We start from the raw sequence: 25,724 nt of genomic DNA, 5'->3' as shown, positions 1-25,724 counted from the left end.
CCTAATATGATATCAACAATTCGGAGCCGCTGATTAATCGTATCAGTTCTGAATTACCACATAACTCAGAAAAATAAATCTCTTAGGAATGCTTCTATATTACAAACAATCATGTTGCTGAATTTAGAAATACTGATTTCGTAGGAGCCCGCAAAGATTGTGTGAAATCAAGGTATATTGTAGCAATACATGCTTTCTAGGTGGTAAGCTAAGGAGTATTCCTCAATTGTTTTTTACTGCACATACTATTACATCATTTACACTTTCATAAGAAATTATGTATTTTGGTTGAAGCGGGTACAAGTCTGTAAATCTGAATTTTGAAGGAGAAATAGAAATGCCGAAACAACTGATAGATAGAAAGAATATTTATATCATTATCGCTATATTTGTTCTTTCCGTTAATATGAGACCAGCAATTACCTCGATTGGTCCCATGCTGGAAACAATTCGTGAGCAATTGATGTTATCGAACGCACAGGTAAGTCTTTTGACGGCAGTTCCAGTCATTTGTATGGGGTTATTTGCCTCATTGGCCCCCATAATGAGCCGTAAGTTCGGTTTAAAACGTACAATTTACTTAATGATAATTATTATTGGGATAATGACTGGATTGCGTGGTTTCGTTTCCGGTTTCCCAGTGCTTATCGTAACAGCGTTTTTTATCGGGATTGCCATCGCTATTATTGGACCACTTCTTTCTGCGATGATAAAACAGTATTTCCCCGAGCGTACTGCATCAGTTATTGGAATCTATTCGTTCGGAATGGGAGTAGGTTCTGCGGCTAGTGCGGGTTTAACTGCAGTATTTTTTGAATCAACTGAGTCTTATCCATTTTCACTAAGTATCTGGTCTATACTTGCTATTGTTGGTATAGCTGTTTGGTACCAGGCAACGAAAACAAGCATGAGCGTTATTCCGTCTAATCCCCAAATTGCCCGGCTGAATTTAAAAACGCTGAAATCTCCGTGGAAAATACGTAAAGCCTGGTTATTTTTACTGTTTTTTGGTTTACAATCATCTGCTTTTTTCTCTATCATTACATGGCTCGCTCCACTCGGAATTTCAAGCGGAATGACATTGTTACAAGCTGGACTGTTACTCTCTATAATGACAACAGTTCAACTTTTTTTAAATATCATTATTCCTTTATTAATGCAAAAATTTCCAGCCCGTAAGTTTTGGCTCTTTCTAATGCTTACTGCAGGTATGATAGCTTTAGGTCTATTATGGACTGGCATACATCCACTGATGTACGCAGGCGCGTTTATAATGGGGATACCGCTTGGAGGATTGTTTCCAGTAGCACTTCTTTTACCGCTTGATGAGACAGACACAGTGGAAGAAACAAACTCGTGGACCGCTATGATGCAAACAGGTGGTTTCATCATGGGTGGATTATTACCTCTTTTGATCGCTATTGTTTATGATGGTACTGCAAACCATAATTACACACTGGTCATCATTTTATCTTTGTATGTATTGATGTTCATTCTGGCATTCAAGATTGGAGATAAAAAAGTATCAAACAAAAAGTAAATAAAACTTATAAAAGTGGACGATGAGCCAGATACTATATCTGATTCATCGTCCACTTTTCCTATGTACATATTTTAATTGTGACATAGTTAGAATTGGAGGAAATAGCTGATTGCATTAAATTTGATACTAAAGTGAAAAGAGCGCGAGTTAAGCGCTCTTATAGCAGAGTGGTTCAATGGGTAATTAAGATTGAAAAAGCTTTATTCTATTAACAGATGAAGCTTGCGCCAATGATTATCAACAGAATGAAAAGCACAACAATCAGAGCGAAAGAGTTACTTTCGCCTCCTTTGTAATCACGTCCCATACCATACACCGCCTTCCTATACGAACATCTATGTAACATATGCATGAGTGCGTAATAGGGAGTGGGGGAATTATCATTTATCTTCCTGAGTAAGTGAATTTCAGGTCAATTTACCCAAATAAACGAATGTTTATTGCTAATCAAACAATAACCGTTAACACCATGGGGCTTCATGGTATAATTGAGATAGATTACTGCAACCAAGTGGCCTCCTGTTCGTCCTAACTTAGATATCATTTTTTGGAGGAATTTACTTATGGAAGATAATTATGAAGGACCTATTCCTAAAAGAAGAAGAAAGAAGAAGCTTCGTATCGGCAGGGTCTTATTTTTAATAGTTACGCTCTGTTTTATAGGAATCGGGCTATATTCGTATATTGAATACAATGCAGGAAAATCGTTGGCTGAAAGCAACGGGATCGACCCAGGTCCTTTCAAGGGCGATGCGGTGGATCCAAAGTATACATCAATTGAAAACTACTTGTTACTTGGTGTAGACGATGATGGAAGTGGTAGATCCCGGACTGACACAATGATGGTCTTGTCATGGGACAAGAGTGAAGGGAAAATGCGAGTCATTTCCTTCATGCGTGATATATATGCGGAAATCCCGGGCTTTAAATCATATAAGCTAAATACCGCTTATTATCTTGGTAAATTACAGACGACAAAAGATACCATTACAGGCATGTTTGGTATACCTATTCACCATTATGCAATTGTCGATTTTGCTAATTTCGAATCAATTGTTGATATCGCATTCCCTCAAGGTGTGGAAATCGATGTCAAAAAAGAAATGTCTGAGAAAATCGGCGTTACACTATTGCCCGGCAAGAAGAATTTAAACGGTAAGGAATTGCTTGGTTATGCTCGTTTTCGCGCAGATGAAGAAGGTGATTTTGGAAGAGTTGCACGTCAACAGGAAGTGATTTCCGCGATGAAAGATGAATTAGTCAGTCCAGGAATGTTAGCCAATGTCCCAAAACTTTCTGGTGCATTGTCCGGATTCATTAATACCGATTTATCATCAAAAGACGAAATTTCAAGAGCAATTTCACTTTTGATGAAGAAGGGTGCGAAAGTCGAAACAATGACTGTGCCTGTGAAAGGCTCGTATTCCTATAATTCCTATTCACATGCAGGGTCCGTCATTGAGCTGGATATCGCTAAAAACAAAGAGGCAATCTCAAAATTCCTCTCAATGCAACTGAATTAGTAGAACAATGTTAACCAGAAAAGGGGATGCTTATGGAGTTGAATGAAGAGAAGTTGTCGACTACAGCCCTAGAAACGAAAAAAAACGATGGAATGACTTCAAAAGTAATTCGGTTTTTCGGAGGACGAAGTACATTATTCGTCCTCGTTTCAATTTTGTTAATTGGTTTAATCATTTTTATCTTCAATCGAATATCGTTCATCTTTTATCCGATAACGGTTTTCTTCTCCACTGTTGTGTTGCCTGTCATTCTTGCTGCAATTGCTTACTATTTATTGAGACCGATTCTGCGTCTGTTAGAAAAAGTGAAAATACCCCGAATTTGGGGAATACTAATCATTTTCATTGGAGTGATTGGTCTAATAACGTTGCTGGTCTTTCTAGTTTTGCCTTTTCTGAAAATACAGTTTCATAATCTTATTGAAGAATTCCCTACATATTTCGGTCAATTATTAGTCAATACGGATGCTTTTTTACGTTCTTCTATCTTTGCTTCTTATTATGAAGGTTTGGATATTAACGTTAATACACTCTTGGATTCCGTACAAGGTAATATAGGCAAGTTCTTCACCGATACAGTTGGCGGAATTGCAAGTGGTGTAACTTCATTCATCTCAGCGCTTACGGGTTTCATCCTTGCGATTGTAACGGTTCCTTTCATCCTATTTTATTTGTTGAAAGATGGAGAAAAGTTACCACAGCTCATTATTAAGATGTTGCCGCCTCGTATGCGCAAAGATGCTAAAGTCATTTTCCATGATGCAGATCACCAAATCAGTTCCTATATTCAAGGACAAATTTTGGTTGCGATTTGTATTGGGGTTATGGTTTCTATAGGCTTTTTAATAATTGGAATGGAGTATGCATTATTGCTAGGGGTTCTGGCGATGTTTACGAGTGTAGTTCCATATCTCGGACCTCTTATCGCGATTATACCTGCCGCCATTATTGCGATTGTCACATCACCATTAATGCTTTTCAAATTAGCTGCTGTATGGACAATTGTTCAACTGATTGACGGGAAGTTTATATCACCTCAAATTATGGGTAAATCATTACGTATCCACCCCATAACGATTATTTTCGTGCTATTGACGGCAGGCTCATTGTTTGGGGTTGCGGGTGTCGTCCTAGGAATTCCGGGTTATGCATTATTAAAAGTCCTTGTAAATCATTTATTTAAATTGTTGAAATTACGGTATAATAAGTATGAAGATAATGAGAATCTGCATTATAATGATATTGCTAATCAAGAATCGGGGGAATAGACTATGGTGAGGCAATTTACGTCAACAATCGAATACGGCGAAATGACTGTTAATACAAATGTTGATGGACCAAATATTGCTTTTGGAGAAACACTATCAGGAACTGTTTATATTGAAGGTGACAACAGTGATGAACTTGTCGATTTTATCGTTATTGAATTGTTAAAGAAAACGGAAACTGAGGAAGTTATCATTGCAAAACAATCGATAGAAATGATGAGTGATATCAAATCAAAAGAAACATGGATGATTTCTTTTGAGATGGTACCTGATGAGCGTTGGGAGACAGAAGCTGAATCCCAGCTGCTCAAATTAAAAACAATCGTACATCTTAAAAATGGGATTGATATTCAAGACGAAGACGAAATTATCTATGCATGACGGTGAACGCACCCTATTAAACTAGGGTGCGTTTTCTTTTTCATTTGGGCAGGTAACTTTTCTTCCTGTATAATTGCGAAAAGGGTTCATAGGGGGAGATTCATAATGGATAAGATCATTCCTGTTTTCCACTCGCTATCAAAAAGCATGCGTAACATTCATAAAACGAGTTGCTCTGCGATTTCTGTTGTTCAAAGTTCAATCCTATATGAGATATCAATACTAAAAAAGCCATCCATGCAGACAGTTGCTGATGCTGTAAGTATGGATATCACAACATTCTCCAGACAAATTGGTACGCTTGAAAAGAAAGAGATGCTCGTTAGAACACCATATACAGGGGACAGAAGAATATATCTACTTTCTTTAACAAGTAAAGGGTGGGGTATGGTAGAAACTATCAATGGTGAAATTTTAAATAAAATGGAAAATGCTCTTTCCTCTATGAACGACTTTGAGCGCGAGACAGTACTTCGTTCTATGCATGTATTGGAAGTTAAACTGCGGGAGTCCTAAACCATTTCACTAATAGAGGCTCCGTTGGCAAAATGGGGATTTCCAACGCTAAGCCTACTATCGCATGAATTTGGAATGGTTTTGTCGATTCGAAAAAAATACAACAAATTCATTTGAAGTTTTACTAACATGGCAATACTAATTTTACAGAACGGAGAGGATATCACTGTGAAGATCAATCAATTAATTGCGAACAATATTAACAAATTAGATGCAGAACTACCAGTAGATAAATCGTTAGGAATTGCTGGTTTATCAGGTTCTGGTAAAACAACTTTTTGCCAAACAATTGGTGAGGAATCTAAGAAGCGTCTCGTTTCCTTATTGCCAAAGGCTGAATATCAGTATTTATTCCCCGATATTATGCAAACAAATTTCAGTGCCATCAAGATGGGAGAAATGCCTCTAGTCCTTTTTCTAGGAAAATCGTCCATATCGTCCAATCCACGTTCAACAATTGGCACACATACTGGCGTGTTTAAAGAGATTCGTGATACGCTTGCTGAAAATTTTAATCTTTCTCCAGAAGTTTTTTCCTTTAATAATGAGCTAGGCTGGTGTCCAGGTTGTAAAGGACGCGGTACTACCAAAAATGTAGAATGTAAAAAGTGTGAGGGTAAACGCTATAATCCAGACGTTTTACAGAAAAGAATAGAATTATTGGGTCAACCATATAGTGTTTCTGACATCAACAATTTAAGCATTGAATCGATTCTTTCCCTTGGAGAGGAATTACATATTGGAGAAGCGAAACAGCATATTCTTAGAAATATTATCAATATGAATATAGGTTACTTAACATTAAACCGCATTATGGGAACATTGTCAGGCGGAGAATTAACACGTCTTTACTTGGCTGAATTCATGGCAACAAGTGAAAACACCGTTATTATTATTGATGAAATCTCCGTGGGTCTTGATCACCAAACCCTATTGAAAATTTTAGAACAGATTAAACAATTAGGGGATAAGAATCAAATATGGCTCATTGATCATTCTGATACGGTACTGGACACAACGGATGAACAATTATATTTTGGACCTGGTAGTGGTAAATACGGAGGGGAAATTGTTGAAGAATCTCCACGTCCAAAACCAATCTCTTCGGAACGAAATCAGGAAATGCCAACAGAATACTATCAGTTTCAGGATTTATACTGTCGTAATATTCAAATGGCTGAAATTCAAATTCCGAGAAATAGACTTGTAACCTTTACGGGTGAGTCGGGATGTGGTAAATCTACTCTTGTCAATGAATGTATGGCCAAGGACTTTCTGAAGCGATATTCAAAAGATAAGCTGGTAATGGTAGGGCAAAATCGAAACCAATCGATTACTAGTCGGTCAACAGTTGCAACTTTTCTAGATATTAAAAGAAAACTCGCAAAGTATAGTGAAGATATTGATGATATTTTTCAGCGCTCGATTGAAGATATTATTGACGAATTGCCATATGAAGATATCGCTCATAAACGCTTGAGTTTATTGGTGAAACTTGGACTCGGTTATTTGACGTTAGAAAGAAAAACACAGTCATTATCGAATGGTGAATTTCAATGTGTCCATTTAGTTTCTGAGCTATTTGCTAACTCAAGGAACCCACATACATTATTTATTTTTGACGAACCTTCAAAAGGGTTATCGCAAAATATATTAAATCAATTCATTGATAGTGTCAGGCTTATTTTGCAGGATGAATCCGTCTCGATAATCATGATTGAACATAATGCTTATATGATGGAAAACTCTGATTTCATCGTTGATTTTGGTGAAAGACAGCTTGCGCCTGTAGAGCACCTTGACGTTGTCAGTCATGATGAATATTATCGTCAACCAAACAGCGCGAATAGAGTTGCACCGGTGCAAATTTCTTCAACCATCCATCAACAACATGGAATTAACCGCTTGAATGAAAATCAAATTGCCTATTTTAAAAATGCAGAAAACGTCTATAAGGGCGGAATCTTAAAAAGTTTATCCTCAATGGCTCGTTTGATATATGGGGAGTACGAATCTGAAACAATTGCACCTGTCATTGCCATTGATCTGGAACGTCACTTGTATAGTCAATATAGTTTTCTCTATGAAATTGGCGGCTTGATCAACCATATTGTGGCGTCGCATTCTACCAATAAAGATACGCGAAGCTTCGATTTCTATTATCAAGACAATCATTGTCCAAGCTGTTCGGGCCGTGGGGTGATAGAAGAATTTGATATAGATGTTGTTATTCAGGACAAAACCGTGCCATTCTGGGAGGGCCAATTGCATCCAGACGTGATGGAGGTATTAAAATATTATCAATATCCAAGACTGGAATTCATTTTTAATGAAATTAAGAATGAGCTTGGTCACGATATGAGTAAAAGCTATAATGAAATGACAGCAGAAGAAAAGCATACTTTTTTATATGGGTATTGGGAAAAGTCATTTTATGACAAAGCAGCTAAGGCACAGAGAACATGGCAAGGATTTAATAATGTAATTGGGATGTATATGTTCATCTCGAAATCCATTATTAAAGAGCATATGAAAGCATCTAAAGAGATGATTTCATGTCCGATTTGCAAAGGTTCCGTGTTAAATCATCACAAACAGCTCAAATTTGGCGACACGGATATTCGTGAAATAATAAAGCAGCCACTTGATCAAGTTTTGAAAACAGTAGGGGAGTTACCGGAACTGGTAAAATTGAAAGCTATTGTAGGCGGCGATATGACTTTGACAGAAGATGTTTCACTGTTAAGTAGGGAAACGCAAGTCGCTTTGAAAATGCTTGAATTAGAATTAGCAAGTTTTGCTGGGTATGAAATGGTACTGCAAAATGTATTGCCATTCTGGGACAGTATTAAAGGAAATATCGAATCCATCAGCAACAATAATCAAGTAACTATTTGTGATTTTGACAATATCAATGAGACGAGAGAAAACATCATTGATAGGTATTTCACTAATGGAAAATACAAAAAACTAACATATGTTTATGAAGCGTTTGGTTACAAAAAACTTATTACCCAAATTAATAAGATAAAGAAAAGTCAGCCTTGCCCATTCTGCAAAGGGAAGAAAGTCATTACTGAAGATAATCTACATGAGGGTGTAAATAAATTAACGATACCTTGTGTGAGCTGTAATGCAAGTGGCATCAATGATGAGGGACTCCAGGAAGTTGTCGAAGGCATAACAGTAGAAACATGGCTAAATGGAAATGTAAATCATATAGTTGATGAAAGCTTATATATTGAGACTGTTGCCGATATTCCAATCTTCAATCGTATTCGTGAGTTAAATAAACAAGATTTGTTGGCGGTTTATCAATGCCTTGACCACAATAATTAAAGTAGAATTATTGTGGCCGAAATTTATTGCAGGTCTAGACTCGAATTAATAGAAGGAAATCCGAAATATATAAAAGTATTATTCAACAATCGGTTGCTTTAATAAAGTAACGGAAAAGCCCATTTTCTCTGTTTTCATTTGCAGAGAAGTTGGGCTTTTTAATTTGGAATTTACTGAGGGTACCCTAAAAGAAGCTTCATTTGTTAATTAATTGCACTTTACAAATTATTGTAAGGGGTTGTAATTGCAAAATACAAGTATTGTTTTTAGAATATTTGCATTATGCAAGTAAGTGGTGATATCAGCTTCCTAATTAAGGATAAAAGGGATGGTGCTTGCATTGTGCAACTAATTATTCATAGAAAAAGCAATAATAAATTTCCCGAATTTCAAGCTGATGTTTCAGGTCGAGAATCTAAATGCTAATGCGAAAGTTGTATTGAAAGTGCATACTATTTGAGTAGCTAATTTAATTCGTATAGGGGTTAATAAACAAATGATAAATGATTTAGCATTTTAAAAGAAGATGTCACCTGCATATGATCCATGGGAAGCCTATGCAATATGCGTTGTGAACATTATGCGGTAGGTTATGTGTGGAGGTGTAAAGACCTAGAAGGGTTTAAGGTATAATTACTTATGTCCAGGCTAGAGGAGATCTCTCATTTGTGGTCCATAAGTATCACAGGTGGCGATCCGATGTTCTCTAGAAAATCGGTAGATCGTTACGTTTTACCATTATTGACGTACACGCATGAACGTGGAGTGCGTACACAGATGAATTCGAACTTAACAATGCCGTTGGACCACTATATGGCGATTGAGTAGGTGCTGAGGCATCTGCTATTTTTTTATTGTGTATCTCTATCTCTAAGAAAGAACCTGACTGTCTGAATTGTGTAGTCCACCTATCAAGTGCAGATGCGGTTAATTCATATTCTTTGACAATATCTTGTCGGCTTTTTCCATTTTCATATAGGGCTACCACCTGTTTTTGAAATCTGTAGATAACGTTCTACTTTTTACGGACATAGTAGATCTCCTCACTTCTTGTGTATTATTCTATTTTCCCTTAATTTAATTGTCCAACTATGTGAAACCTATCCAAAGGTTGAGGAGATTACTGTATATGGTGGAGATAGGTACTCTTAATGTAGATAAGCTAATAAGGAAAGCATTGAGCCTCTAGGGTTTGGTGCTTTTTTGTTTGCTGTAAAGAGACAGATGATGCATAATGGCATCTCACATTGACATAAATTATACCCCCACTCATAATAAAGAGGTATTAATTAGATAGGAGTAGTTTATATGAATAATCAAGTTATCTCTAAATCCAAAATGTCTCCAAAAAATGATCCATGGGAGGCTTATAAAGATATAGAGCAGTATGGTAGATTAACTCTTTCTAGTATAGAATTTACTACCACTTATCTCTGTAATATGAGGTGTAGACATTGTGCAGTAGGACATACTCTAAGCCATAAAGACCCTAAAGCTCTATCTATAGAGTTATTACTGCAAAGATTAGATGAGATTCCTACACTTAGAACACTGAGCCTTACAGGTGGAGAGCCTATGATGTCCTTAAAGTCAGTAGAAAATTATGTACTGCCTCTATTGAAATATGCTCACGAGAGAGGGATATACACTCAAATAAACTCTAATCTGACATTAGAATTAGACAGATATAAGCTCATAGCACCTTACTTAGATGTATTACATATCTCTCATAACTGGACTACAGAGGATGAGTTTATAGATACTGGTTTTGCTATGATGGAAAGAAAGCCTACTAGAGAACAGAGAAAGACATTACTTGACAGGATGATTACTAACTCTAAGGCTTTATCTGAAATGGGAGTATTTGTATCTGCTGAGACAATGCTCAATGGTAGGACAGTACCTCATTTAGAAAAGATACATAAGCAAGTCATAGAAGAAATGGGATGTAAAAGGCATGAGATACATCCTATGTATGAGCCAGGATATGATAGAGGGACTGCCACTAATGAGAGGCAAGATTCTCTACAAGGGATGAACCCAAGTGATTTTGCTTCACAATTAGAAGTGCTCTCGTTGGAGGAAACTAGAAATGCAATTCATGACCTCTTGGATCACCGTAATGAAGACGTCTGGATGTTGTTTGGCACACTACCCTTTTATCCATGTAGTAACAACAAAGAAGATTTGACGCTGTTAAACAGGATTTACAACAGTAAGAATGTGTCCGTTCGTAATGACCCGGATGGCAGATCCCGTTTGAACGTAAATATCTTCACTGGCGAAGTGATTGTAACTGACTTCGGAGACACTCCACCAATGGGCAATATTCAAACCGAAGCACTTCCAATAATGTTAGACCGTTGGCTTGATCGGCCACTTGCAAAGACAATCAGTTGTCATTGTCCCGCTGTGAAATGCTTAGGACCAAATCTTTTGGTAAAAGACGCCTATTACCCTGAGATAGATTTCACGAGAACGGAATCCAATATCTAACTAAGAATACAAATTGTTAGCCTCCTACCTATAATTCCTAAGGTAGGAGGCTTTCTTAAGTTGTCGGAATTACTTCAATGGAATGGTCATATGTTATACTTAATGCCAATGCCGTGCTATTACTCCGAAAAACCTACAATTTAAAAAGACAGGTTCATTTGTCTATGAGAGAAAAGATTAACAATGCTCAAACTTCCCTCTATTTGAGATTGAACGACAAAATAATACCCTAAGATGTATTAGAAAAGAACGAGGACACTACTCACAATCTATCGCAAGTAAGACAGCCCACAGACATTAAGTTTATGGGTGAAGAAGGGACTAATTATTATAAATAATACATATGATATCCAAAATAAATTACCATCCTTACCCATTCCGCAATTGAATGACACGAAAGATAAGCTTCTCGAATGGATTGAGCCCCTAGTAAGCGAAGAGCAATTTCATGAAACGACGAAAGTAATCACTCGATTTTTTGAGGGTAATGGAGAAGCTGAAAAACTGCAAGGAAAGTTATATGAATGGAATAAAAGCATAGAAGGAAGTTGGCTTAAACCATTTTGGAATGCATCCTATTTAAAATATAGAGGTTCTTTGTCAACTGGTATGAACTTTAATGTTTTATTGGATAATAAAAAGTATAGAGAAGACTACACAACGGCGGATTTGATTGGGAAAATTGGTTATTTGATTACTGAGCTCTACCATAGAATTATTGATGGAGAAGTAGGGCCAGTATCGATTAATGAAATCCCCCTAGATATGAGTCAATATAAGAAGTTCTTCCGATCTGTCCGTATTCCTAGATTAAAAATAGACGAATACAAAGTTGCTGAATTTGATAAAAAGAATAATCATGTCGTTATTTTATACAAGAAAAATTTTTATAAAGTAAATGTATCGAATAACGAAGGGGTTATTTATCAAAGTAATGAAATCACAAAGGCAATCGAAAGGGCATTTTCGAATGAGAACGGCGATGGTGAAAATATTGGTATATTTACGACTGCTGAGAGAGACCAGGCTGCAAAGGCATACGAACAACTCATTGTGTCAAATGTAAATGCTGATAACCTTCGGACCATTGCAGATTCGCTTATAGTCATCTCAGTTGATGAAGAAAGTGATGATTCCAAAGAAGCAATCGAAAATATGATGTTAGATGGTACTAACAAATATTTTGATAAGACAATTCAAATTGTCATTACTAAAAATGGAGAGTTAGGATACAGTATTGAACATTCTGCTGTAGACGGGACTACGATATTTGCGGTTATTAGCCATGTAAATGCCGGGCTCTGCAAAGAAGACACCGAAGTTATTTACACCAAAGAGAAGACCGAAGCAGAAAAAATGGAGTGGGAAATTTCAGAGGAACTTCAAGGAACCTTAACGAAGTTTCAAAATGATAACATTCAAACCAGAAAAGAGTTTCATGTAAATTCGGAAACCTTTGAAAAATTTGGTTCAGATGAAATAAAGAAATTGAATATAAGTCCCGATGCCTTTTTCCATATGGCGTTGCAAATTGCGCAATATAGAACCTTCGGTATACTGAGGAGCGTTTATGAACCGGTTGCAGTACGTGTCTTTCATGAGGGAAGGACAGAATGCGCAAGAGCTACAAGTATGGAAAAACTGAAATTGGTGACTGCGCTTGAAGCGGGTGAAAAAAGTAATGAAATCCTATATTCTTTAATGAAAAAAGCGGGTGCAGCCCATTCAAACCGAATCATAGAATGTCGAAAAGGATTAGGTGTTGAAAGGCATATGTTTGGCCTTGAACAAATGTATTATTTAAATGGAGCAAACCTAGGATTAACAGAACTGCCGGAAGTTTTTAACGACATAGGTTATTTGACGATGAGGCATGATTTTATTTCAACAAGTGGCATGGCATACGACAATGTTAAATATCGGATTTTTGGACCAGTCGTTGAGAGAGGATATGGATTAGCCTATATTTTATTAGCCAAAACCATTTCCATCAACATCTCATGTAATTCTTCGGAAAAAGAAAGTGCAAAGATGCTAACCGATAATTTAGTAGTAGCATTAAATGAATTAAGACATATTGCGCAAAATGGTGTGGATCATGAAGAAACAAATGCAGATTAATTAACCTTTCAAACCAGAATAACGCCAATCCAGATGTCCGGATTGGCGTTATTTTTATACCGTTAATCTTCCCACATAAAGGTATTACATTTATCATTTTGTGGCTGTTGATTAGGAAAGCCCAGCTACTTCCGAAGACTTAGACAGGTTTACGTCAAAAGTCTATTCAATAAACTGTTCATTCGACTATACTTGATAACATGAGTTGAATAATTGAAAAATACAGAAGGAGGGGAAAAATGGTTGATTATGCGATGGAGGTTCAAGAGGAAATTGATTTTTGGAAGCAAAAAATGACTCGAAGGTCAGGTTTTATTAGTCGTACATCCAAGACCGCACAGAACAAGATAAATGGTTTGATTCCGGAGAAGTTTCATACAGTAATGACAGAGAGTATTAAAAACATGGTAAAAGCAACGCTCTTCGGTTCAAATATGACGACGAAAAAACCACAAACAACCGTATTAAGTTTATTTGAACGCGATAAGTTATTTAAGGAAAAACTCTCGATTTTTAGAAAAACGGCTGTTATTGAAGGAGCCGGAACAGGGGCGGGCGGCATTATGCTTGGACTTGTTGACTTTCCACTTCTATTATCAATTAAAATGAAGTTTTTGTTTGAAGCTGCTAGCGTTTACGGTTTTGACACGGATAATTACGAAGAGCGTTTGTTTCTCTTGCATGTCTTCCAACTCGCTTTTTCAAGTGAAGAAAAACGGAGAGAAACCTTGATTATCATAGAAAATTGGGAGGTTGAGAAACACCTAATTGCGGACATGGACTGGAAGGACTTTCAACAAGAGTATCGGGATCACATCGATTTAGTGAAGATGTTTCAATTAATCCCTGGCTTCGGGGCAATTGTCGGTGCGTTCGCTAACTATAATCTACTTGACCAACTTGGGGAAACGGCAATGAATTCATATCGGATACGCTTATTATAATCCTTTTGAAAGGTGGGGTAATAGTAGATGTTTTTCAAAAATAAATTGTTCATCGTTTTAGTGCTCGTGTTACTTATTATAGGTGGGATATCGTTGGTGATTACATTAGGAGATTCAACAGGAAATAATGCCCGAAAAATAGTAGTGGATGATTCCTCGTTCACGAATATTGAAATTACGGCCGGCAACGCATCGGTGGAAATCGTACCGACCAATGATTCGGCAACAACAGTAGAATATATAGGTGAAACAAAGAAAAAATCGAAATATGTATTCAAGGCGGATATAAACGGAGACACACTGTCTATTCAATTTAAAGAAAAGCGACGAAGTTTCTTTAGCTTCGGATTTTTTAACAACGACTTAAAGTTGTTAGTAGAAGTACCGCAAAAACAATATAACAAAATCCAAGCGGAAAGCGATAACGGACGGATCAATGTGGAAAATATCCAAGCGGAAGAAATAGTGTTGGAAACAGATAACGGCACGATAGAACTAATAAACGTAGAGACTTCTACAACCGATGTTGAAACGGATAACGGTAAAATTCTCCTTGAATCGGTCGAGGGCAAGATTCAAGGGCAAACAGACAACGGAAGAATTATACTTGTCACTGACGATTTGGATTGTTCGATTGAGTTGACGACAGATAACGGCAGAATCGAAATTCAATCCGAGAAAGAACCGACGAATGCTACGATTGATGTGAAAACGGATAACGGAAGAATCGATGTTTTTGGATATGATAACAAACATACTAAGTTTGGTAAGGGTGAAAATTTGATTATATTAAGAACGGATAATGGGGGAGTAACTGTTACGAAATGATAGGAGACATTCTATCATTTCGTTTTTTCTATTATTTAGCGTTTTTGATAATCATCTTTTGTATCAACATCGAATACAAGCCTCTTATCAATGCAAGGCAATAGTTTTCCTTTTCGAAGAAAATCCCCATGTAATATCGCTTTCGCTCCTTTGTCCCCACGTTGTGTTAAAAGGTCATTGTAAATAACTGACGAGAAAAGAACAGGCGGCGTTATTGATTGTTCAAATGCGGTGGCGACGAACCTGCATGTCGGGTTGTTCTTCATACACGTAATCATTTCTTTAATCATTTGGACGGTAATGAAGGGTTGGTCCGCCAGCATGATGAGGGCGGCATCCGCGTGATTAGCTTGGGCCAGTTGAATCCCACATCTCAATGATTCAGATTGGCCTTCATGAGCCGTGGAACATTGTATAATTGTACATCTAGGATCCGACTTCATTTCTGCGGGCAACCAATTTGCATCATCCGTGTCTTTTGTAATGACATAGATTTCATCGAGCGGCGACTTCAAAGCTGATTCAAGCCCCAAGCTACCTACTGTCATTGTCCCGACAGGCAGAGCCAATTTATCGCTTCCCATACGGCTGCTGCTTCCAGCTGCAAGGTAAATGCCTACAATCTTCATACCTTTTCCCTCCATCTCACTGCGATCATTTCCACTACCAAGTAAGTGTAAATCCAGTTTCAATCATCTGTTTGATTAGCCACATACTCTCACTTAATTTCCTTTTATCAACTATCGCCATCTAGTCAACCTTCTATTCGTTAGTGACATTCCCGCAAAAACAGTTGTTCAACGATTGAATGAGATGAAGAGGTTGCGTCAACACAGCTCCTTACACCTGATTCGACATCTGTGACGCTGATGCTGCCTTAGTGGAAGGTTTGCTTGCGCCAACTAGAAGTGTCTTGCCAAATCGTTTGTATGACCTGTTGCATCGTTTAAAGCGGTACTGAATGCTGTAAATTGTTCAGTCAGTGTAATAGCGGCATTTAAGCATAAAAAATAACCCATCCATGAGTTATCGGCTCAGATGGGTCATCCCGTCATTGTTCTGACAACTACTTTAGCTATTCAGCACTAGCTTCTTTTCCTAATTGTAAAGTTGTCTTCCAGTAGTAACCAGTTTTGCGGAAATGGATAACCAAGAACCCAGTAACTAATCCCGCGTAAATTATAGTCTTTAACCATATCAAACTTAGCTTGTGCACTGCGGGCATCTTCGAACCAGACTTCGTGAATACGCCCCTCCGCATCAGTGTATCGGTAAAAAGGGGACTGAGCTATCAAGTCATATTGAATGGACGCTCCATACTGTAGTGCTCGGCGAATGGCTTCCTGTTGACTGAAGGTTTCTGCCTCTTGTCCTTCCTCGTAGGGAAGTAGCCAGTCTCGTGCGTAGATTTGAAAACCAAATAAAATTTTATTTCTTGGTATCACGGTAACGGCGTAATCCAGCACTTTTTTTATTTCGTTCAAGGGTGAAATAGCTTGTGGCGGACCTAATCGATAACCCCATTCATAAGTCATCAACACAGTGAAATCAACAATTCTTCCGTGTGCTGCATAATCATGTGCTTCATATAATAATCCTTTCTGTTCACCACTAATTTTCGGGGCAAGGGCCGTTGAGACGGAATAGCCTTCGGGATGCAAGCGATCAACCGCCCGCTGCAAAAACTGGTTATATAACTCACGGTCTGCCGGAAACACATTTTCAAAATCAATGTTTAAACCTTGATACCCTTTTTCTTTCATGACGTTTAAAATATTGGTTAATAAAACATCTTGGATATCAGTACTTACTAGGACTGTATGTGCAAGAGCAGATCCGGCAGCCGTGGCACTGAAATTCGTGATAACTATCACAGGAACGATTTTCTCGGCAGCGGCGGATCGAAGCATTTCAGTATCGTCAATTGAATTTAGTCCGCCATCTTCACGTATCGTGTAGACAAAAGGCATCCAGTACGATAAATACCGACCAACTTCTTGAATTTCCCTCGCTCCGGTTTCTCCAGTATTGATGGTATAAGCATTTACGTCTATAACTGGTTTATGGACGGGAATGGTTATACGTGTACTCGATAAAATCATATTCGGGTTTTGTATTTGATTCGCTTGTACGATATCTTCTACAGTTGTACCGTAGCGATGTGCAATTTCGGATAAGTTCTGACCAGGCTCAACTGTATGTGTACGTGATGCTGTGGGAATGACAAGGGCTAGACCGCTTACTAATTTACTTGGATTCTCCAATTTGTTAGCCGTTACAATTTGGCTTACTGTGACGCCGTACCGCTGGGCGATTAACCATAACGTTTCCCCTGGGCGTACCACATGGATTTGCATATAGCTCACTCCTTAGCATTCATATCTTACATGTTATTCAAAATGACAAGGAGATATAATCATTTAAATGATTAACATCTATACATTTCTAGTAGTAAATTAATTAGCATAATTGGAAATTCGAGAGTTTTCTGCAAAGTTCGACTTGACTAAACATATTATATTAATTAAAGTAATGTAATAATTGTAACAGTTTACTATAATGTGTGTTTTTAGTCAGCACAGAAAAAGGAGATTTTTGAGATGTTGTCGTTTTTGGGATTTTGTATGATTACTACCTTTCTTATCTTAGTTATTACTAAGCGTCTGTCAGTAGTTGTAGCTTTCATTTTTGTAGCTGTAGCTTTTGCCGTAATCGGTGGATTTTACGCTGACATGGGTGAAATGATGATGGCGGGTATTATTAAAGTTACACCTACCGCGGTCATGATTGTTTTTGCTATTCTATATTTTGGATTGATGATTGATGTTGGTTTGTTTGACCCTATGATTAACCGGATTCTACGTTTAGTAAAAGGTGACCCATTAAAAGTCGTTTTAGCCACTGCTATTATTACAATAGTAGTCGGTTTGGATGGAGATGGTTCTTCAACATTTATGGTTACTGTTTCGGCAATGTTACCGCTATACAAGAGGTTAGGCATGAATCGTCTAATATTAGCATGTGTGGTCGGTTTAGGAGCAGGTGTAATGAACATCATTCCATGGGGAGGTCCTTTAGTTAGAGCTGCGGCTAGTCTTCAAGTGGAGGTTTCTGATTTGTTTATACCACTGATTCCCGTTATGATTTCAGGGATTTTGTGGACACTGTTTTCTGCCTATTTACTTGGTAGAAAAGAGAGGGAGAGATTAGGAGTTATTAAATTAGATGATTCTTTTAACGCTATTCCAGAGCTAGCGGCTACATCTATAGTAAATAAAGGAGTCACTAAAATATATTGGTTTAACTTACTTTTGACGATTGTTCTTATGGTTCTACTCGTAATGGATGTATTGCCAATCGCAATTTTATTCGCTGTGGCATTTGCAATCGCATTATTTGTTAACTTCCCTAGTGCCCAAAAGCAACAAGAACAGATTTTAAGCCATGCAAATAGCTTTGTCATGATTAGCACGATGGTTTTTGCAGCTGGTATTTTTACAGGTGTATTTACAGGAACACACATGATGGATGAGATGGCGGCGACATTGGTTTCCGTTATTCCTGACTGGCTCGGATCACATATGCCTATTTTAGTTGCACTTACCAGTATCCCTATGGGGTTTGTCTTTTCACCTGACGCCTATTACTTTGGAATTCTTCCCATCCTTAGTGAAACCGCGGCTGGATTTGGCATAGATCCTGTTGAAATCGGACGAGCTGCCTTATTAGGCCATTCAACAGCAGGATTCCCATTATCTCCTTTAGTTCCTGCTACGTTCATTCTTATTGGTTTGGTAGGGGTCGGATTTGGAGAACATCAAAAGTTCCTGTTTAAATGGGCTTTTGGAACAACCATAATTATGACCATTACGGCGGTTTTAACAGGAGCCATTTCATTATAAATTGTGGATATGGATTGAGGTAGTTAATGAAAACAAATGGTACATCACTTCTTACAGGTGGTGTACTATTTTTTGTAGGCAGACTAGAAAACTTTCAAGTCTTGTATAATTAAAATGATAAATATAATCCGTATTCATATTGGAAAGTAGAAGGGAATTGAAAGTTAAAATGATAAAAGCAGTACTCTTTGACTTGGATGGTACTTTATTAAATCGTGATGCATCTGTAGAAAAGTTCATAAATGCACAATACGAACGTTTATATGAGTGGGTCGGACATATTCAAAAAGAGAAGTATGTTTTAAGGTTTATTGAGTTAGATCGAAGGGGATACGTTTGGAAAGATAAAGTTTATCAACAAATGGTTGCGGAATTTAATATAACGGGGCTAACCTGGGGACAACTCCTACAAGACTATGTGAATCATTTTAAAGAGTATTGCGTTCCATTTCCTAACCTCCATGAAATGTTAGCCTCTCTTGCAAATCAATCGATTGTCATGGGGATTATTAGTAATGGGAAAGAGCAATTCCAGATGGATAATATAATGGCCCTGGGTATTGAAAAGTATTTTAAGACAATTTTAATATCCGAAAAAGAAGGCATAAAAAAACCAGATCTTCGAATATTCAAGAAAGCGCTAGAGCAACTTTCTGTTTCTCCAAACGAATGTATTTTTGTCGGGGATCATCCGGAAAATGATGTGAAAGCATCAAAAGATTTAGGAATGCTAGGGGTTTGGAAGAAGGATTCAGAGTGGGAAGATGTTGATGCAGACTTCATCGTCAATGATTTAATGGAAATAAATCTGCTGGTAGAAAATTATGCCCATTAATGACGGACTAAGGCAATTAACGGACTTCCTCGTTGTGAAAGCGAATTGCTAAGAATAGATTTTGAGAAAGAATTTAGTGAAATACCCATGCCATTTTCCGAGACCAACATTAGATAAAGAGAAAGAAGATTTTTCACTCTGGGGGTGGATGGTCATGGCGAAAAGAAACCGAGGAAAAGCATTAAAAAAGCTCCCTTCAAAAGGAAGAGGAGACTGTCCGTTGTGTGACCGAAATCGCATTAAGTTATTGTACAATCATAAAACAGAAGCAAAAGAACTCATTAAGGTTTGTAAAAACTGCAGAGATAGATAATTCAACAAATTGTTCAGCGATTTTTCAATACAATGAGAGACTTCCTTTACAATAAGGGAAGTCTTTTTTAATGAAATCAAGTATTTAATCTGAATAAGCATAGCATACAATTTTATCATGCCTTTTTGAAACGTATGGTATATTTATGAAAAAGGAGTTGCGGTGATGAATGATTTAACGATTAAGAAACTTCAATTACGTGATGAAATTTTGGAAGCATATCCGATTATGAAACAATTACGAACACATTTGGATGAAGTTACCTACTTGGAATTGGTTCTTGAAGCACAAGAAAAAGACCACTACCAACTGGTTGCATTACATATTGAAGGAGAAATCGTAGCAGTAATTGGTTTCAAACCAATGATTACACTCTATTATGGCAGATTTGTATGGGTTTGTGACTTGATAACGGACACAACTAAGCGTTCAAGCGGCCACGGAGAAAAACTGCTTACCTATGTCCATGAATGGGCAAAGGGAAATGGCTATGAAAGTGTCGCGTTATCATCAGGCTTGCAGCGTATGGATGCACATCGTTTTTATGAAGAGAAGATGGATTATGACAAGGTGAGTTATGTATTTAAAAAGTCGCTCTGATAAATATGAATAATTGAAAATAAATCAACTTACTCTGATAAATGTGGATGAGTTATTTCATTATGAAATACGCGTTATTCCAAGAACGCATGTATGGTATAATACAAGAGTAATAGAATAGGTGACTCAAGGGTGGTCGGCTCACTCCCGCACGAAAGGGGGTGGTGCCAATGTCAGTATTCGAATCGTTAATGTTTGCAATTACTTTTGCAACATTTGTCGTAATGATACTTGCATTTAACCATAAAAAATAACCCATCCTTGAGTTAGAGGCTCGTAGGGTTGGGTTAATTCCACTCTGTAGGTGCTGATCCCCTTGGTGGGAACCTTCTATTGCATTGATTGATCGATGCGACAACATCGATCAATCTTTTTTATTGTAATCAATCTATATCCTCATTATACGTTTGAACTTCAACCCTGACAACTAATTTGTTGTTTATTGGTGTATGTGCATGGCTTAAAGTGAGTAAGGGAGCTACACCACGGCAGGACGGTGACTTCTATTAAAAGGACTAATGCGTTATCATTAATACCAACATGAGAGGCGTGTGTTTCCAAATTGACTGAACCAATCAACCAAAGAAAATCAGAGCATATTCAAATCACTTTGAATGAGAATGTAACGGGTGACACTGTCACAACCGGCTTCGAAAAGGTGAAATTCATACATAATGCATTACCCGAAATCAATTTCAGTGAAATATCCATTGGTACGAAGTTTTTAGGACATGACTGCAAAACACCATTCTTAATCAGTTCAATGACTGGCGGGGCCGCATTTGCCGAAACAATCAATCAAAACCTCGCGGAAGCAGCGGAAGAAAGAGGTTGGGGATTGGCTTTAGGTTCGACACGCGCACTGATTGAAAGTGCGGAACATCGAGCTTCTTTTCAGGTACGTAAATTTGCTCCAAGCATTCCAATAATTGCTAATTTAGGAGCTGTTCAATTGAACTACGGTTTTGGCGTAGATGAATGTCTCCGTATCATTGATATAACAGGGGCAAATGCACTTGTCCTTCATTTAAATAGTATTCAGGAAGTGATTCAACCAGAAGGGAATACGAATTTCAAACATCTATTAGAGAAAATAGAAAGATTATGCGGTGAGTTGGATGTTCCGATCGGCGTGAAGGAAGTCGGGTGGGGCATCGATCATGCCACAGCTAAAAAATTATGTGATGTAGGTGTTTCCTTTATAGATGTGGCAGGAGCTGGAGGTACGTCATGGAGTCAAGTTGAAAAGTTCCGTTCAACATCTCCTGTGAAAAAATTAGCCGCTGAGGCGTTCAGTGACTGGGGAATCCCGACAGTTGAATGTATCACTTCAGTAAGGGGCATTATTGGAAAGCAACCGATAATCGCTAGTGGCGGAATACACACTGGTGTGGAAGGGGCAAAAGCCATTGCGATTGGAGCGGATATCGTTGGTTTCGGCAGATCAATTCTAAAAGAGGCAACTTCGTCTGCAGAGGAAGTACTGGTCGCGATGGAAACAAGAGAATTGGAACTTCGAATGGCGATGTTCGGCATAGGAGTGGCTTCACTCAGCGAGTTAAAAAAGACAAATCGGGTCAATTATCAAGTATTTTAACGTTAATATATTTAAATAAAACCCACACCCAGCTTAAATAAAGCAGGGTGTGGGTTTTGATTTATCAAGTTTTTTAGTAAGTCGGCTATTAATTTAATTTATCAGACAGAATCCCGAACGTGTCCCATTTTTATTTACCATAACCAAAGTCTATAACTGTAAAACAGCACTTTTCCTATAACTTTTAATTGCAATTCCCCAATTAGTTTTAAAGTCTATTATTTTGATTAGCGGAATTTCTGTGAGTTTTAGTAAAATTGCTAACCATGTATATATTCCGTTTACAATGAACCTCGCTAGTGCATATATAAACATATAGCTCGCAACTAGTTTACTCTAATATTATTATGTATTCCCGAACAAGTATTCAAGTGAGTGTCAAGACACAGTTTACATAATGGAAGGAATAGGGGGAAGGTGGTACATATTGCAACGCATATATACCTTGATATATGAACTAGCGAGGTGTATGATTATTAAAAATATTAGGAGTGTTCAGTATGAAGATACCTTCGTTTCAACAAGCAGTCGGTTTTAGCGTTGGAGATACTCTATCTATGTTTTTATTAAGGAGTCTCTTTAATCGGAAAAATTATTCAAGAGCTCTCTATGAACAATTTAACTTGGATTTCCCAGGACGTTCAGTTTCATATGAGTACGTTGCACGTACTGCTAACACGTTAGAGAGAAACGGCTTTCTTCGATCTCAAACAGAAGGTCGTAAAAAGTTCTTTCAAATTACTGACAAAGGAAAAGAACGTCTTCAAGAATACAAAACAATTTATGCGCATAGGTTTAGGGAAGTATCTATTGTTATAGATCGATTCTATTATTTTCTAACCAAAAATGGCCAGCCACCGCAAATAGAAGTTGAGCCATTACACGAAGACTTTAGACCTTTTATATCAAAGCTGTTATCCGTCAAAGATGTTGTTCGATTTATGACACTACGATTTAGCTTAGATCGAAATTTTTTTTATATGGCTGAGGTTCAGGAGCAATTGAATAGTTTGTTTGGCTGGTCTCCATCTAATGGCTATTTATACGATATTGCACGCGAAATGGAAGAAACAAATTTGTTGGTTGGATTTTGGCCCGATGAAAGAAGAACTGTTCGCAAATTATATAAAACGGAGGAGAGTGAGCAATTCCTCATGATTGTAGCGGCTTCATTGACTGAACGAATCACTCAAGTTCGTAAATATCTACACTATATTATTAAAATGGTTTGAATTTCGCATTCATTTACGTGCAGCGTCTTTGTCATTAAAACATTAAAAATCCATGCTTGAGCTATTAAATCAAGCATGGATTTTATTTATCCCGGTGCCGATCCCTTGTAGGGGACTAGCTATAATATTACCTACTCAAATCATGTGTTTGAACACTAATTATAATATTGCTTGCATTGATGAATATCAGTATTCACTAGGTTAGGAGCAAATGGATTGGCAAACGTATTTCAATTATTATTGTAGGCACTTTATAAGTGTGCTACACAAATAGGTTCACCAGTTCCTTTCACAAATACTTCAAACGAACCTCTCACTGTATCAATGATTTTTTAAGTCCACATATAACTTTTCCTCCTAATTTCCAATTGATGATGTATAATTGAATAAACAGATTATAATAAAGGCACTGAAGCTATTATAAGTTAACAAAATCTTTGATATACAACACTGTAGTTTGATAGCAGAAAAAATAACGATTGGAAATAAACACTAGGGACATATTGGAATAACTTGAGATGCATAAAAGGAGTTCTATTTCACAATATATGTAATATTGTTAGGTATTATTGTTTTTCAATAGATAATTTTATTGCAGTGAAAAAACAATAATTTGAGTAGTGAGCTTCTTGATTGACATTTCACCTTTACGATCACTTAATTTCAGATTACGCTGTATCTTCGGAAAACATAGTGTTATACTCTTAATTACAGTAATGGATAAGTGTAACAATTGTTAACTGAAAGGGGGTGATTAAATAAGTTCTATAACGACGTCAGAGGTTTACACAGCATGAATAAAACCTAAAATCCTGTCCCGATTATAAGGCATTTATGGACATATCGGGATGAACATGCATCGTTGAAATTTGCGAATGAGGTACAAAAAAAAGATTGTTTTCAATTGCTTACTTTGTAGTGAGAAGAAAAAAGTTATCCATTTTCAAGCTGGATAACCAATCTATCTGATTAAAACAAAAGATTTATCAATTCCAATCTAAGCCTTTTATTTATGTTGCAAATCCTCTCTAGTGTAAGAGTTGGGTGTGTCTGTGAGATAGAATCATCACCTTTTGTTAATGCAAATTATTAAAAGAAAAATATTGAGCTTGCTTATGGTCTTGCTTAAATAATTGGGAGGCAGTATATATGTGGATTATTACCCTATACGCAGAAGTTAGAATTAAAATGTTTGAATTCGACACGGAAAAAGAAGCAAAAGAAGTTTATAAGAATATGAAAGGTAACAAATATCTTTCGTATTATGTTTGAGAACTTTCTTTGTTTACCGTAGATGGATAAGAGCTTGAGCTTTTTATTTATAGTCGAATTTCATTTTGCTCGAAATAATTTGAATTAGTTTCTTCTTAACGCTTTTGCGTAGATTTATTATGTAGGGTAAACACCCAAAGAGTGGACTATCCACTGTGAAGGTAAACTAGCAACTTATTATATCTTCAGAAAATAGTTCCTACTTAAACGATTCATATATATAAAAACCTCCTATATAAATTGGTTTATCAAGTATTTTTCTTAGTACATCACTGTTCCTAGTGATGTACTTTTTTGTATTAATAATTGTGATTTTGTGTAGACTATTTAGGATTCAGAAGGGGAGCTCAGCATTCTAAAAAAGCTTCTTAAATGGCTTTTATCAAAAGAAATAGCGCAAAGGTACAAAAAACGCCACTTAAGCAGCAACAATCCGTTTTCGACTTTATGTTGTATCGGCAATGGATGCAGTTGGAATATGGATCGATTGTTGTTCAGAATGTTATAGCATAGATGAATTTGAACGAGAAACCATTTGCGAAATAACTGTATATGAATTGAGGATAGCTTGATCAACCGGAAATGAAGGCAAAGTAAAAAGGTTGATCAAAATTATTCTCGCCATGAACATTCGTGAATTAGTTAGTTATTTGTCTTCTTACAAAAAAGAGGGCTAAGAACAGACCTCTTTTCATTTAAAAATATTTTAGTTTACATAATATAAATTATCGGAAGTTGCGTATCATTATGTAAGTATACTTGAATCAGTGAGATAAAACGAAAAATAGTGTATTATTTATTAATATTAGCGTTTCTTGTAAATGATGAAAAACCTCTAAAAATATAGATATATTGATTTGTGTATTAATAATTCCAGTAATACTTACAATCGTGTTTGATCCTATAAAATGATTAGCTCTGTTGTTCACTTATTCAAATACAATAAATTAATAACCTCGTGTCCGGTTTTAGCTTTTAGCAATAAAGCCATTCTTCAACTAAAATTTGTAATGA

20 protein-coding genes and 1 pseudogene are annotated in these 25,724 nt (G+C 36.9%); 18 read left to right on the top strand and 3 right to left on the bottom strand.

The window, feature by feature from the left end; genetic code table 11:
• Positions 1-337: 337 nt before the first annotated feature.
• On the top strand, positions 338-1,540 hold the full coding sequence (locus AC1TO6_RS15830) for an MFS transporter (RefSeq protein ID WP_482102584.1): 1,203 nt from the start codon (positions 338-340) through the stop codon (positions 1,538-1,540).
• 211 nt (positions 1,541-1,751) lie between these two features.
• On the opposite strand, the gene AC1TO6_RS15825 is transcribed toward AC1TO6_RS15830, so the two are convergent.
• Complete coding sequence (locus AC1TO6_RS15825) at positions 1,752-1,889, bottom strand: YjcZ family sporulation protein (RefSeq protein ID WP_482102583.1); 138 nt, start codon at positions 1,887-1,889, stop codon at positions 1,752-1,754.
• Positions 1,890-2,106: 217 nt separating this feature from the next.
• Here AC1TO6_RS15825 and AC1TO6_RS15820 point away from each other — a divergent pair, with 217 nt between their 5' ends.
• The 10 genes and pseudogenes from AC1TO6_RS15820 (at position 2,107) to AC1TO6_RS15775 (ending at position 14,959) form a co-directional block, all read left to right on the top strand.
• Positions 2,107-3,066, top strand: coding sequence for an LCP family protein (locus tag AC1TO6_RS15820; protein WP_482102582.1), 960 nt, complete (start codon positions 2,107-2,109; stop codon positions 3,064-3,066).
• Between the two features lie 92 nt (positions 3,067-3,158).
• Positions 3,159-4,334: an AI-2E family transporter gene (locus AC1TO6_RS15815; RefSeq protein ID WP_482102603.1), complete on the top strand. Its 1,176-nt coding sequence runs from the start codon at positions 3,159-3,161 to the stop codon at positions 4,332-4,334.
• 3 nt (positions 4,335-4,337) lie between these two features.
• Positions 4,338-4,715: a sporulation protein gene (locus AC1TO6_RS15810; RefSeq protein WP_482102581.1), complete on the top strand. Its 378-nt coding sequence runs from the start codon at positions 4,338-4,340 to the stop codon at positions 4,713-4,715.
• 105 nt (positions 4,716-4,820) lie between these two features.
• Positions 4,821-5,231, top strand: a complete 411-nt coding sequence (locus tag AC1TO6_RS15805) for a MarR family winged helix-turn-helix transcriptional regulator (RefSeq protein ID WP_482102580.1) — start codon at positions 4,821-4,823, stop codon at positions 5,229-5,231.
• 168 nt (positions 5,232-5,399) lie between these two features.
• The gene (locus AC1TO6_RS15800; protein WP_482102579.1) at positions 5,400-8,570 is read left to right on the top strand and encodes an ATP-binding cassette domain-containing protein; all 3,171 of its coding nucleotides are present in this window, start codon (positions 5,400-5,402) and stop codon (positions 8,568-8,570) included.
• Positions 8,571-9,122: 552 nt separating this feature from the next.
• A pseudogene (locus AC1TO6_RS15795) lies at positions 9,123-9,392 on the top strand (radical SAM/CxCxxxxC motif protein YfkAB); the annotation flags it as partial.
• A 486-nt stretch (positions 9,393-9,878) separates the two neighbouring features.
• Complete coding sequence (yfkAB, locus tag AC1TO6_RS15790; RefSeq protein WP_482102578.1) at positions 9,879-11,066, top strand: radical SAM/CxCxxxxC motif protein YfkAB; 1,188 nt, start codon at positions 9,879-9,881, stop codon at positions 11,064-11,066.
• 309 nt (positions 11,067-11,375) lie between these two features.
• Entirely contained in the window at positions 11,376-13,187 is a 1,812-nt protein-coding gene (locus tag AC1TO6_RS15785; protein WP_482102577.1) for a choline/carnitine O-acyltransferase, read from the top strand.
• Positions 13,188-13,426: 239 nt separating this feature from the next.
• The gene (locus AC1TO6_RS15780) at positions 13,427-14,131 is read left to right on the top strand and encodes an EcsC family protein (RefSeq protein WP_482102576.1); all 705 of its coding nucleotides are present in this window, start codon (positions 13,427-13,429) and stop codon (positions 14,129-14,131) included.
• Positions 14,132-14,158: 27 nt separating this feature from the next.
• A complete protein-coding gene (locus tag AC1TO6_RS15775) occupies positions 14,159-14,959 on the top strand; it encodes a DUF4097 family beta strand repeat-containing protein (RefSeq protein WP_482102575.1) in 801 nt (266 codons plus the stop codon).
• Between the two features lie 35 nt (positions 14,960-14,994).
• On the opposite strand, the gene AC1TO6_RS15770 is transcribed toward AC1TO6_RS15775, so the two are convergent.
• Both AC1TO6_RS15770 and AC1TO6_RS15765 read right to left on the bottom strand, forming a co-directional pair.
• Complete coding sequence (locus AC1TO6_RS15770; RefSeq protein ID WP_482102574.1) at positions 14,995-15,588, bottom strand: nucleotidyltransferase family protein; 594 nt, start codon at positions 15,586-15,588, stop codon at positions 14,995-14,997.
• Positions 15,589-16,044: 456 nt separating this feature from the next.
• Entirely contained in the window at positions 16,045-17,316 is a 1,272-nt protein-coding gene (locus tag AC1TO6_RS15765) for a glycoside hydrolase family 18 protein (protein ID WP_482102573.1), read from the bottom strand.
• 243 nt (positions 17,317-17,559) lie between these two features.
• Here AC1TO6_RS15765 and AC1TO6_RS15760 point away from each other — a divergent pair, with 243 nt between their 5' ends.
• The 7 genes from AC1TO6_RS15760 (at position 17,560) to AC1TO6_RS15730 (ending at position 24,710) form a co-directional block, all read left to right on the top strand.
• Entirely contained in the window at positions 17,560-18,861 is a 1,302-nt protein-coding gene (locus AC1TO6_RS15760; RefSeq protein ID WP_482102572.1) for a CitMHS family transporter, read from the top strand.
• A gap of 169 nt (positions 18,862-19,030) precedes the next feature.
• On the top strand, positions 19,031-19,696 hold the full coding sequence (locus AC1TO6_RS15755; protein WP_482102602.1) for an HAD family hydrolase: 666 nt from the start codon (positions 19,031-19,033) through the stop codon (positions 19,694-19,696).
• A 154-nt stretch (positions 19,697-19,850) separates the two neighbouring features.
• Positions 19,851-20,009, top strand: a complete 159-nt coding sequence (locus tag AC1TO6_RS15750) for a hypothetical protein (protein WP_482102571.1) — start codon at positions 19,851-19,853, stop codon at positions 20,007-20,009.
• 165 nt (positions 20,010-20,174) lie between these two features.
• On the top strand, positions 20,175-20,609 hold the full coding sequence (locus AC1TO6_RS15745) for a GNAT family N-acetyltransferase (protein WP_482102570.1): 435 nt from the start codon (positions 20,175-20,177) through the stop codon (positions 20,607-20,609).
• A gap of 562 nt (positions 20,610-21,171) precedes the next feature.
• Positions 21,172-22,206: a type 2 isopentenyl-diphosphate Delta-isomerase gene (gene fni, locus AC1TO6_RS15740; protein WP_482102569.1), complete on the top strand. Its 1,035-nt coding sequence runs from the start codon at positions 21,172-21,174 to the stop codon at positions 22,204-22,206.
• A gap of 500 nt (positions 22,207-22,706) precedes the next feature.
• Positions 22,707-23,438: a hypothetical protein gene (locus tag AC1TO6_RS15735; RefSeq protein ID WP_482102568.1), complete on the top strand. Its 732-nt coding sequence runs from the start codon at positions 22,707-22,709 to the stop codon at positions 23,436-23,438.
• 1,149 nt (positions 23,439-24,587) lie between these two features.
• Entirely contained in the window at positions 24,588-24,710 is a 123-nt protein-coding gene (locus AC1TO6_RS15730) for a hypothetical protein (protein ID WP_482102567.1), read from the top strand.
• Positions 24,711-25,724: the final 1,014 nt, after the last annotated feature.

The sequence above is a fragment of the Sporosarcina sp. Y352 genome, from assembly GCF_056786535.1.
The sequence above is the reverse complement of the archived record's forward strand: the minus strand, read 5'-3'. Positions and strand labels throughout refer to the sequence as shown.

Excerpts from the sequence above, each read along its gene's own strand:
- AC1TO6_RS15760 (WP_482102572.1), top strand. The coding sequence starts at position 17,560 with ATGTTGTCGTTTTTGGGATTTTGTATGATTACTACCTTTCTTATCTTA.
- AC1TO6_RS15820 (WP_482102582.1), top strand. The coding sequence starts at position 2,107 with ATGGAAGATAATTATGAAGGACCTATTCCTAAAAGAAGAAGAAAGAAG.
- AC1TO6_RS15780 (WP_482102576.1), top strand. The coding sequence starts at position 13,427 with ATGGTTGATTATGCGATGGAGGTTCAAGAGGAAATTGATTTTTGGAAG.
- AC1TO6_RS15735 (WP_482102568.1), top strand. The coding sequence starts at position 22,707 with ATGAAGATACCTTCGTTTCAACAAGCAGTCGGTTTTAGCGTTGGAGAT.
- AC1TO6_RS15745 (WP_482102570.1), top strand. The coding sequence starts at position 20,175 with ATGAATGATTTAACGATTAAGAAACTTCAATTACGTGATGAAATTTTG.
- AC1TO6_RS15750 (WP_482102571.1), top strand. The coding sequence starts at position 19,851 with ATGGCGAAAAGAAACCGAGGAAAAGCATTAAAAAAGCTCCCTTCAAAA.
- AC1TO6_RS15765 (WP_482102573.1), bottom strand. The coding sequence starts at position 17,316 with ATGCAAATCCATGTGGTACGCCCAGGGGAAACGTTATGGTTAATCGCC.
- AC1TO6_RS15730 (WP_482102567.1), top strand. The coding sequence starts at position 24,588 with ATGTGGATTATTACCCTATACGCAGAAGTTAGAATTAAAATGTTTGAA.
- AC1TO6_RS15775 (WP_482102575.1), top strand. The coding sequence starts at position 14,159 with ATGTTTTTCAAAAATAAATTGTTCATCGTTTTAGTGCTCGTGTTACTT.
- AC1TO6_RS15830 (WP_482102584.1), top strand. The coding sequence starts at position 338 with ATGCCGAAACAACTGATAGATAGAAAGAATATTTATATCATTATCGCT.
- AC1TO6_RS15810 (WP_482102581.1), top strand. The coding sequence starts at position 4,338 with ATGGTGAGGCAATTTACGTCAACAATCGAATACGGCGAAATGACTGTT.
- yfkAB (WP_482102578.1), top strand. The coding sequence starts at position 9,879 with ATGAATAATCAAGTTATCTCTAAATCCAAAATGTCTCCAAAAAATGAT.
- AC1TO6_RS15825 (WP_482102583.1), bottom strand. The coding sequence starts at position 1,889 with ATGTTACATAGATGTTCGTATAGGAAGGCGGTGTATGGTATGGGACGT.
- AC1TO6_RS15770 (WP_482102574.1), bottom strand. The coding sequence starts at position 15,588 with ATGAAGATTGTAGGCATTTACCTTGCAGCTGGAAGCAGCAGCCGTATG.
- AC1TO6_RS15755 (WP_482102602.1), top strand. The coding sequence starts at position 19,031 with ATGATAAAAGCAGTACTCTTTGACTTGGATGGTACTTTATTAAATCGT.
- AC1TO6_RS15815 (WP_482102603.1), top strand. The coding sequence starts at position 3,159 with ATGACTTCAAAAGTAATTCGGTTTTTCGGAGGACGAAGTACATTATTC.
- AC1TO6_RS15805 (WP_482102580.1), top strand. The coding sequence starts at position 4,821 with ATGGATAAGATCATTCCTGTTTTCCACTCGCTATCAAAAAGCATGCGT.